This window comes from Streptomyces sp. NPDC059853 (assembly GCF_042731495.1).
GTDB lineage: Bacteria > Actinomycetota > Actinomycetes > Streptomycetales > Streptomycetaceae > Streptomyces.
Window position 1 is genome coordinate 1 of the sequence record NZ_JBHWJL010000232.1, and the last position, 8,471, is coordinate 8,471.

Genomic DNA, 8,471 nt, shown 5'->3' on the forward strand with positions numbered 1-8,471 from the left:
GGGCTCGTGGGTGCCGGTGCCGCGGCGGGACCTGACCTCCAGGGCCGCGGCGAGGGCGAGCAGCACGATCGCCGCGCCCAGCAGCCCGAGCGGGGCCAGGACCCGGACGAACCACAGCATCCGGGCCGACTCGGCGGCGTCGTCGGCGCGTTCGGCCACGCCGTCCTCGGTGCCCTGGAGCGACATGGCGTTGACGGGCGCCAGTGTGACCGGCTGCCCGTCCGGGCCCGCCGTCTGGGCCACGATGGTCTGCTCCAGCGAGCCGTCGAGCACCATGCCGGTCTCGGAGTCGATCCAGGCGGTCCGCTGCACGGTGGCCGCGTACGTCAGCGGTACGGGGTCGGGCAGCGCCTCCAGGGCCTGGGGCGGCGGCAGCTGGTCGGCGGGGAGGGTCTGCGCGATGCCCGCGAGCAGGTCCTTCGGCAGGGCCTGCGGGAGCCGTTCGGCGATCGCGGGCTCGCCGAGCGGGCCGGCCGCCTCGACGACGAACACGTAGGCGGTGCGGCCCTCCAGGTCCTCGGTGCGGTCGTAGACGGCCGGGGCCTCGGTGGCGGTGGTCGGGTCCCAGAAGGTGTAGTCCTTCTCCTCCGGCTCCAGCGGCCAGGAGATCACCAGCCCCTGGTGTTCCTCGGCCTCGCTGCCCTCGGGCGCCGGGCTGTTCACCAGGTCGGTGCGGTCCACGGCCCAGCGGTGCGAGGTGCTGGACAGCTCGGAGCCGTCGGGCCCGGAGACCGTCACGTCGTCGCTGACCACGGCGGTGCCGCCGTCGGTGTCGACGACCTGGACGTGGCGCTCGACGGTGACCGGTATGTCGCTGAGGAAGGCGTTGGCCACGTCGCCCTGTTCGAGGGCGGCGGCGTTCAGCAGGGAGGCGGTGCCGGTGTACGCGAAGACGCTGTCGGTGTCGGAGGGGAGCTGGTGCACCTCCGGATAGACCGCGAATCGGGTGACGGCCGACGCGGCCACCAGTACGGCGGCCGTTCCCGACAGAATCCAGGTGCTTTTCCGCATGGTTGTCTCCCGAAAGCAGGCGCGCACGACGATGTACGACAGCCCGGAGGCGGTGGCCGGGAAACCCCCTGTGCCCACGTCCTCCGGTCAACCGCCCGGTCAACCTAGGGTTGTGGCAGTGAACCGTCAATAACATGGGCAGTACTCGCGGGTAACGGCTTGGGCACGCGTCACAACCGGGCCGCGCGGCGGGTCATCACGGGTGACGGTCGCGGCGCGAGGAGGACGGTGTGCGGGACGGACGCGAGGAGTTGGCGGCACGGTTCGAGGAGCACCGGCCGAGGCTGCGGGCCATGGCCCGGCGGATGCTCGGCTCGGCGGCGGAGGCCGAGGACGCCGTCCAGGAGGTGTGGCTGCGCGCCGCGCGGGCGGGCGCGGCCGGGGTGGAGAACCTCGGCGGCTGGCTGACCACCATCACCGGCCGGGTCTGTCTGAACCTGCTGCGCTCGCGCGGGTCCCGGCCGGAGGAGCCGCTGCCCGAGGGGTACGAGCGGGCCGCGCCGCCCACCGCGGGGCCGGGCGCGGGCCCGGAGGAGGCGGCGCTGCTGGCGGACTCGGTGGGGGCCGCGCTGGTGGTGGTGCTGGAGACCCTGAGCCCGGCGGAGCGGCTGGCGTTCGTGCTGCACGACATGTTCGCGGTGCCGTACGAGGAGATCGCGCCGATCGTGGGGCGCGGCGAGGCGGCGACGCGGCAGCTGGCGTCGCGGGCGCGGCGCCGGGTCCGGGGCGCGGACCCGGGCGCGGGCGGCGGGGCGGAGGACGCCCGGCGGCGGGAGGTGGTGCGGGCGTTCCTGGCCGCCGCCAGGGAGGGGGACCTGGCCGGGCTGGTGGCGGTGCTGCACCCGGATGTGGTGATGCGCTCGGACGACGGGAGCGAGGTGCGCGGCGCCGACCGGCTGGCGCGCGGCGCGGCCGCGTTCGCCGCGGCATACGGCGGCGGACGTCCGGCGCTGGTGGACGGGCGGCTCGCGGCGGTCACCCGGTCCGGTGGCGGCACGGTGGCGGTGGCGTTCTTCACCGTCGAGGACGGCCGGATCACCGCGATGGACACGGTGGGCGACCCGGTGCGGCTGGCGGCGATGGAAATGCGGCTGCTGGAGGAGTGACCGGCTCCGTACACTGCCCGGCATGATCACCCTGGAACCGCTGCGGGCGGAGCACGCGGAGGCGCTGCTGGCTTTCGAGCGGGAGAACCGCGCGTACTTCGCCCGTTCGGTGCCGGACCGGGGCGACGCGTACTTCGCGGAGTTCGCCGACCGGCACCGGGCGCTGCTGGCCGAGCAGGAGACGGGCGCCGTCCGCTTCCATGTGGTGCTGGGCGAGGGCGGTGAGCTGATCGGCCGGATCAATCTGGTGGATGTGGCCGGTGGCAGCGCCGAGCTGGGCTACCGGATCGGTGAGCGGGCGGCGGGCCGGGGCGTGGCCACGGCGGCGGTCGCCGGACTGTGCGGTCTCGCGGTCCGCGCGTACGGTCTGGGCTCGCTCACCGCGCGCACCACGCGGGACAACGCGGCCTCCCGGGCGGTCCTCGGCCGCAGCGGGTTCACCGAGGTCGGCGCCACGGAGATCGGCGGGCAGCCGGGGATCCGCTACCGGCGCGCCCTGACGGCGGTGTAGGCGCCGTACAGCGCCTGGGCGCCGCCGACCACCGCCAGGACCACCCCGGCCTTGGGCAGTTCGACGACCGGGACCTCCACCGCGCCGGCGAACGCCCACCGGCCGAGGCCGATCAGGAGGGCGGCCGTGCCTTCCGCGGTGTGCCGGGCCGCACGGGTCATGGGTCGCTCGCTCTCGCACGCGTCGGGAATGTGCTGTCCGGCCCAGGGACGGACGGGGCCCCGTCCGTCCCTCGCGCGGAGGATCGTGCGCTGCATCCTTCGGCGGACCCGCCGGACCCGCCGTCGTACGAAAGAGGCGGGCCGGCGGCCCTGGCCGGCCGCCGGCCCGCCCGGCCGTCAGCTGAGCTGGCCGCGCTGGAGTCCGGCGTACGCGCCGCCGTGCGCCAGCAGTTCCTCATGGGTGCCGATCTCGGCTATGCCGCCGTCGCGCATGACGACGATGCGGTCGGCGTTGCGCACGGTGGACAGCCGGTGGGCGACCACGAAGGTGGTGCGGCCGGCCACCAGCCGGCCCAGCGCCTCCTGGACCAGCGCCTCGGAGCGGGTGTCGAGCGCCGAGGTGGCCTCGTCCAGGATCAGCACCCGGGGGTTGCGGATGAGGGCGCGCGCGATGGCGAGCCGCTGCCGCTGTCCGCCGGAGAGCCGGCCGCCGCTCTCCCCGACCACCGCGTCCAGACCGCCGGGCATCCGGTCGACGAATTCCAGGGCGTTGGCGTCGCGCAGGGCGGCCCGCACCGCGTCGTCGTCGACGTCGTCCATGCCGTAGGCGACGTTCTCCCGGATGGTGCCCTCGAAGAGGATCGACTCCTGCGGGACGACGGAGACGAAGCGCCGGTAGGTGCGCAGGTCGAGGGTGTTCATGTCGGCGCCGTCCAGCAGCAGCCGGCCGCTGGTGGGCCGGATGAAGCCGATGACGAGGTTGAGGACGGTGGATTTCCCGGCGCCCGAGGCGCCGACCAGGGCGATGGTCTCGCCCGGCCGGACGGAGAGGGTGAAGTCGCGCACCGAGGGCCGTTCGGCGTCCTCGTAGCGGAACCCGGTGTTCTCGAACTCGATGGCCCCGCCCACCTCGGTGACGACGGCCTTGCCCTCGTTGTCCTCCAGGGCGGGCGCCTGGAGGACCTCACCGACCGAACGGACCGACTCCAGGCCCTTGGTGATGACCGGGGCCAGCCCCATCAGGGTCGTGGTGGAGTTGGTGAGGGTGGTGAGGAACGCGCTGAGCATGACCACGTCGCCGGCCGTCAGGTCCCACACCTCGTAGTAGGCGATGAGCGCGGAGCCGGTGAGGAAGAGCACGCCGAGGGCGTTGAGGAAGACCCAGGCCAGTGAGGCGAACCGGCCGTTCAGCAGGTCCAGGCGCAGCCCGGAGCGCAGCACGTTGCCCAGGGTGTGGTCCATGCGGCGCAGCGCGCTGGGCTCCAGGCCGTGGGCGCGGGTGACCGAGATGAGCCGGGTCATCTCGGTGACGCGGGAGGAGAGGTTCTCCACCTCGTGCCGGAACTCCTCGTTGTGGGTGCGCAGCCGGGTGCGCAGCCGCATCACCAGGAGGGCGGCGACGGGGACCACGATGAGGAAGACCGGGAGGAACTCGGGGGTGCGGACGCCGATGATGACCAGGCCGCCGACGAGGACAGTGATGGCGCCGAGTCCGGTGTCCGAGGACTGCTGCACCATCTGTTCGATGGTCTCGACGTCGCGGACCACCTTGGCCTGGAGCACCCCGGCGCTGACCCGGGAGTGGTAGCCGATGGACAGCTGCTGCATCCGGGTGCACAGGGCGGAGCGGAGCGCGGTGCCGACCCGGCGGATGCTGCCGTACAGCAGCCGGACGTACAGCAGGTGCAGCGGCGGGTTGATGATCAGGATGATCATGACGACGCCGGCGCTGCTCCACAGCTGGCTGATGGGCAGGTGCTGCACCACCGTGTCGACGATGGCGGCGGTGACCAGGGGCAGCAGCCAGACGGGGCTGTGCTTGACGACGAAGACGCCGAGAGCGCCGGCGATCCGGTGGCGGCTGCCGCGGAAGAGATAGGCGAGGGTTCGTACGGGGTGTTCGCCACGGTAGTGGTGGTCGAGCGGCCCTTCGGGCGTTGCCATGCGGGAGGTTCCTCCGAACCTGGGCAGGGTCTCAGTAAGCCGTAGCAAGCGCTTTCCGACGGAACTCTACCCGCCTCGCCCAGCACCCGACAGGGCGTTCCGGAGGGCGGTCGGACGCAGGGCGTTTTTGCCTCTCGGACAAGAAATTTGCCTCAGAGGCGAAGCGCTGGTTCGATCGGAGCCATGACACCCGAGCTGCCCGCCATGGCACCCCGGCTGCGCGACCTGCGCACCCGGGCCGGGCTGACCCTGGAGGCGGCGGCGAGCCGGGCCGGCCTGTCCCCCGCCCATCTGTCCCGGCTGGAGACCGGCGGGCGGCAGCCCTCGCTGCCGATGCTGCTGGCCCTGGCCAGGATCTACGGTACGACGGTCGCCGAGCTGCTGGGCGAGGTCCCCGCCACCGCCGACCCGGTCACCCGGGGCGGCGGCCCGGGGGCGCGCGAGGCGGACGGCTGGACGTACTGGCCGGCCGGCGGGCCCTCCCGCGCCATGCAGGCGCTGCGGGTCCAGGTCCCGTACGGCGGCGGCCAGGACGACCTCGTACGGGTCCACCCGGGCGAGGAGTGGCTGTACGTCCTCGACGGCCGGCTGCGGCTCGCCCTCGGCGAATCCGTCCAGCTCCTGGAGCCCGGCGACAGCGCGCACTTCGACTCGCTCACCCCGCACCGGATCGGCGCGGCCGGAGCGGAGGGCGTCCAGCTGCTGTTCGTCCACACCCTGCTGCGCAGCGGGGCCACCCAGCTGTGCCTGGGCGGTAACGGAAGGGAGGCCGTGCGGCCATGACCGACGGCGAACGTCACGACAAGCCGGAGCAGGCGAAGAAGAAGGGCGGCGAGCTGCCGCCCGGGTTCCTCCCCCGGTTCTTCCTCTACGGGGTGCTGGGCCATCTCGTGGTGGGCCTGATCTTCCTGATGATCTGGGCGGGTTCCCGCGCTCAGTAGCCGGTCTCCCGGCCCGGGCGACGCGCCCCGTCCGGCATGCGAACGGGGTGTCCACCGACCGGGCACAGCGCTTAGGCTGGCTCCGCAGCTGGTTCGCCCTGCCCGCCAGGCAGACGCGTCGCAAGAGGGAACCCGGTGGGAATCCGGGACTGCCCCGCAGCGGTGAGCGGGAACGACCGCCGTCATACGCACTGGAGCCGCCCGGCTCCGGGAAGCGACGGCCACTAGGACGCCTCGTCATCCGACGGGAAACGCCCGCGAGTCCGAAGACCTGCCACTGCCCGCGCGCACCCGCGCGCGGTCACCGGTGACCTTCGAGGGCGGGTCGGCGTCACGCGGCAGGCGGTTCGGCACGGCGGCGGTATCCCGTGTCCCCTCCCCCGGCGGCGATCGCCTCTTCGCGCCCCCGCAGGGCCATCGGTCATCGGAGTGAGACTCGCGAAGGAGAGTTCCGTGACCGCACAGTCCGCAGCCGCGGCAGCACGGGCGACCGTGTACGGCGTACCCCGGCAGGGGCCGGGCCGGGAGCTGAAGAAGGCCGTCGAGGGCTACTGGAAGGGCCGCGTCGACGCCGCCGCACTGCACCGCACGGCGCGGCAGCTGCGCCGCGACAACTGGCAGTGGCTGACCGAGGCCGGCATCCACGAGGTGCCCACCGGTGACTTCTCGTACTACGACCATGTGCTGGACACCAGCGTCATGGTGGGCGCCGTACCGGCCCGGCACCGTGCGGCGGTCGACGCCGACCCGCTGGACGGCTACTTCGCGATGGCCCGCGGCAACCAGGAGGTGGCGCCGCTGGAGATGACCAAGTGGTTCGACACCAACTACCACTACCTGGTGCCCGAACTGGGGCCCGACACCGTCTTCCGGGCCGACTCGCGCGCGCAGGTGGCGCAGTTCACCGAGGCGCTGTCCCTCGGGCACACCGCCCGCCCGGTGCTGGTCGGCCCGGTGACCTTCCTGCTGCTGGCCAAGCCCGCGCCGGGGGTCGCCGCCGACTTCGAGCCGCTGACGCTGCTGGACCGGCTGCTGCCGGTGTACGCGGAGGTGCTGGCCGATCTGCGGGCCGCCGGGGCGCGGTGGGTGCAGCTGGACGAGCCGGCGCTGGTCGCCGACCGCACACCCGCCGAGCTGAACGCCGCCGCCCGCGCCTACCGCGATCTCGGCGCGCTGACCGACCGGCCGCAGCTGCTGGTGGCCTCCTACTTCGACCGGCTCGGCGAGGCGCTGCCGGTGCTGGCGAAGGCGCCCGTGGAGGGTCTGGCGCTGGACTTCACCGGCCCGGCGGCGGCGAATCTGCCGGACCTGGCCGCGGCGGGCGGGCTGCCCGGCAAGCGGCTGGTGGCCGGGGTGGTCAACGGCCGCAATGTGTGGATCAACGACCTCGGTGCCTCGCTCAGCACCCTCGGCACGCTGCTCGGGCTGGCCGACCGGGTCGATGTGGCGGCCTCCTGCTCGCTGCTGCACGTGCCGCTGGACGCCGCCGCGGAGCGGGACATCGATCCGCAGCTGGCGCGCTGGCTGGCGTTCGCCCGGCAGAAGGCGGAGGAACTGGCCACCCTGGCGCGCGGACTGGGCGAGGGCACCGGCGCGATCACCGCGCGGCTGGCCGCCAACCGCGCCGACCTGGCCTCCCGGGCCAACTCGCCGCTCGCCCACGACCCGGCGGTACGGGCCCGTACCGCCGCGGTGACCGACGCCGACCACCGCCGCTCGCAGCCGTACCCGGACCGGGCGGCGGCGCAGCACGACCGGCTCGGGCTGCCGCTGCTGCCCGTCACCACCATCGGGTCCTTCCCGCAGACCGGCGAACTGCGCACCGCGCGGGCCGATCTGCGGTCCGGGCGGATCGGTGAGACGGCGTACGAGGAGCGGATCGCGGCCGAGATCCGGGAGGTGATCGGCTTCCAGGAGCGGGCCGGGCTCGATGTGCTGGTGCACGGGGAGCCGGAGCGCAACGACATGGTGCAGTACTTCGCCGAGCAGCTGACCGGGGCGCTGACCACCCGGCACGGCTGGGTGCAGTCGTACGGCACCCGGTATGTCCGGCCGCCGATCCTGGCCGGGGACATCGCCCGGCCCGAGCCGATGACGGTGCGCTGGACCCGGTACGCGCAGTCGCTGACGGAGCGTCCGGTGAAGGGCATGCTGACCGGCCCGGTGACGATGCTGGCCTGGTCCTTCGTCCGGGACGACCAGCCGCGGGCGGAGACCGCCCGGCAGATGGCGCTGGCGCTGCGGGACGAGGTGCTGGACCTGGAGGCGGCGGGCAGTTCGGTGATCCAGGTGGACGAGCCGGCGCTGCGCGAGACGCTGCCGCTGCGGGAGGCCGGGCGTGCGGAGTACCTGGCGTGGGCGACGGAGGCGTTCCGGCTGACGACGGCCGGGGTGCGGCCGGACACCCAGATCCACACGCACATGTGCTACGCCGAGTTCGGCGACATCCTGCGGGCGATCGACGAGCTGGACGCGGATGTGATCAGCCTGGAGGCGGCCCGTTCGCACATGCAGGTGGCGGACGAGCTGGGTGCGGCCGGGTATCCGCGCGAGGTCGGCCCGGGGGTGTACGACATCCATTCGCCGCGGGTGCCGGACGCGACGGAGGTGGCGGCGCTGCTGCGCAAGGGTCTTTCGGCGATCCCGGCCGAGCGGCTGTGGGTCAACCCGGACTGCGGTCTGAAGACCCGGGGCTGGCCGGAGGTGCGCGCCGCGCTGGAGAACCTGGTGACGGCGGCCCGCGAGGTGCGCGAGGGGCTGCCGGTGGCGGGCGCCTGACGGGCATGCGGTGACCGGC

Annotated in this window: 8 protein-coding genes and 1 riboswitch; of the genes, 5 read left to right on the forward strand and 3 right to left on the reverse strand. The window is 73.7% G+C overall.

Annotated elements, in window-relative coordinates; all coding sequences use genetic code 11:
• The coding region (locus ACFV5N_RS20840; protein WP_385601904.1) for a porin PorA family protein at positions 1 to 1,011 on the reverse strand (1,011 nt) is incomplete at its 3' end.
• A 230-nt stretch (positions 1,012 to 1,241) separates the two neighbouring features.
• On the opposite strand from ACFV5N_RS20840, the gene ACFV5N_RS20845 reads away from it, so the two are divergent.
• Both ACFV5N_RS20845 and ACFV5N_RS20850 read left to right on the forward strand, forming a co-directional pair.
• Positions 1,242 to 2,117 carry a sigma-70 family RNA polymerase sigma factor gene (locus ACFV5N_RS20845; RefSeq protein WP_385601907.1) on the forward strand — a complete coding sequence of 292 codons (876 nt, stop codon included), beginning with the start codon at positions 1,242 to 1,244 and terminating at the stop codon, positions 2,115 to 2,117.
• Positions 2,118 to 2,139: 22 nt separating this feature from the next.
• The gene (locus tag ACFV5N_RS20850; protein ID WP_385601910.1) at positions 2,140 to 2,628 is read left to right on the forward strand and encodes a GNAT family N-acetyltransferase; all 489 of its coding nucleotides are present in this window, start codon (positions 2,140 to 2,142) and stop codon (positions 2,626 to 2,628) included.
• Here the strand turns inward: ACFV5N_RS20850 and ACFV5N_RS20855 are convergent.
• Both ACFV5N_RS20855 and ACFV5N_RS20860 read right to left on the reverse strand, forming a co-directional pair.
• Positions 2,601 to 2,789, reverse strand: coding sequence for a DUF5708 family protein (locus ACFV5N_RS20855; RefSeq protein ID WP_385601913.1), 189 nt, complete (start codon positions 2,787 to 2,789; stop codon positions 2,601 to 2,603). The genes ACFV5N_RS20850 and ACFV5N_RS20855 overlap by 28 nt on opposite strands.
• 177 nt (positions 2,790 to 2,966) lie before the next feature.
• Complete coding sequence (locus ACFV5N_RS20860; protein WP_385601916.1) at positions 2,967 to 4,733, reverse strand: ABC transporter ATP-binding protein; 1,767 nt, start codon at positions 4,731 to 4,733, stop codon at positions 2,967 to 2,969.
• A 183-nt stretch (positions 4,734 to 4,916) separates the two neighbouring features.
• On the opposite strand from ACFV5N_RS20860, the gene ACFV5N_RS20865 reads away from it, so the two are divergent.
• The 3 genes from ACFV5N_RS20865 to metE all read left to right on the forward strand — a co-directional run bounded on the left by ACFV5N_RS20865 (position 4,917) and on the right by metE (position 8,452).
• Positions 4,917 to 5,516 (forward strand): helix-turn-helix domain-containing protein, encoded by a 600-nt coding sequence (locus tag ACFV5N_RS20865; RefSeq protein ID WP_385601919.1) that lies wholly within the window; start codon positions 4,917 to 4,919, stop codon positions 5,514 to 5,516.
• Complete coding sequence (locus ACFV5N_RS20870) at positions 5,513 to 5,674, forward strand: hypothetical protein (RefSeq protein ID WP_385601922.1); 162 nt, start codon at positions 5,513 to 5,515, stop codon at positions 5,672 to 5,674. The genes ACFV5N_RS20865 and ACFV5N_RS20870 overlap by 4 nt, the downstream gene beginning before the upstream one ends.
• Positions 5,675 to 5,763: 89 nt before the next feature.
• Positions 5,764 to 5,951, forward strand: a riboswitch (cobalamin riboswitch).
• A 176-nt stretch (positions 5,952 to 6,127) separates the two neighbouring features.
• Complete coding sequence (gene metE / locus ACFV5N_RS20875; RefSeq protein WP_385601925.1) at positions 6,128 to 8,452, forward strand: 5-methyltetrahydropteroyltriglutamate--homocysteine S-methyltransferase; 2,325 nt, start codon at positions 6,128 to 6,130, stop codon at positions 8,450 to 8,452.
• Positions 8,453 to 8,471 lie beyond the last annotated feature (19 nt).

Coding starts and splice junctions, on each gene's coding strand:
- ACFV5N_RS20855 (WP_385601913.1), bottom strand. CDS start 2,789: ATGACCCGTGCGGCCCGGCACACCGCGGAAGGCACGGCCGCCCTCCTG.
- ACFV5N_RS20860 (WP_385601916.1), bottom strand. CDS start 4,733: ATGGCAACGCCCGAAGGGCCGCTCGACCACCACTACCGTGGCGAACAC.
- ACFV5N_RS20865 (WP_385601919.1), top strand. CDS start 4,917: ATGACACCCGAGCTGCCCGCCATGGCACCCCGGCTGCGCGACCTGCGC.
- ACFV5N_RS20850 (WP_385601910.1), top strand. CDS start 2,140: ATGATCACCCTGGAACCGCTGCGGGCGGAGCACGCGGAGGCGCTGCTG.
- ACFV5N_RS20870 (WP_385601922.1), top strand. CDS start 5,513: ATGACCGACGGCGAACGTCACGACAAGCCGGAGCAGGCGAAGAAGAAG.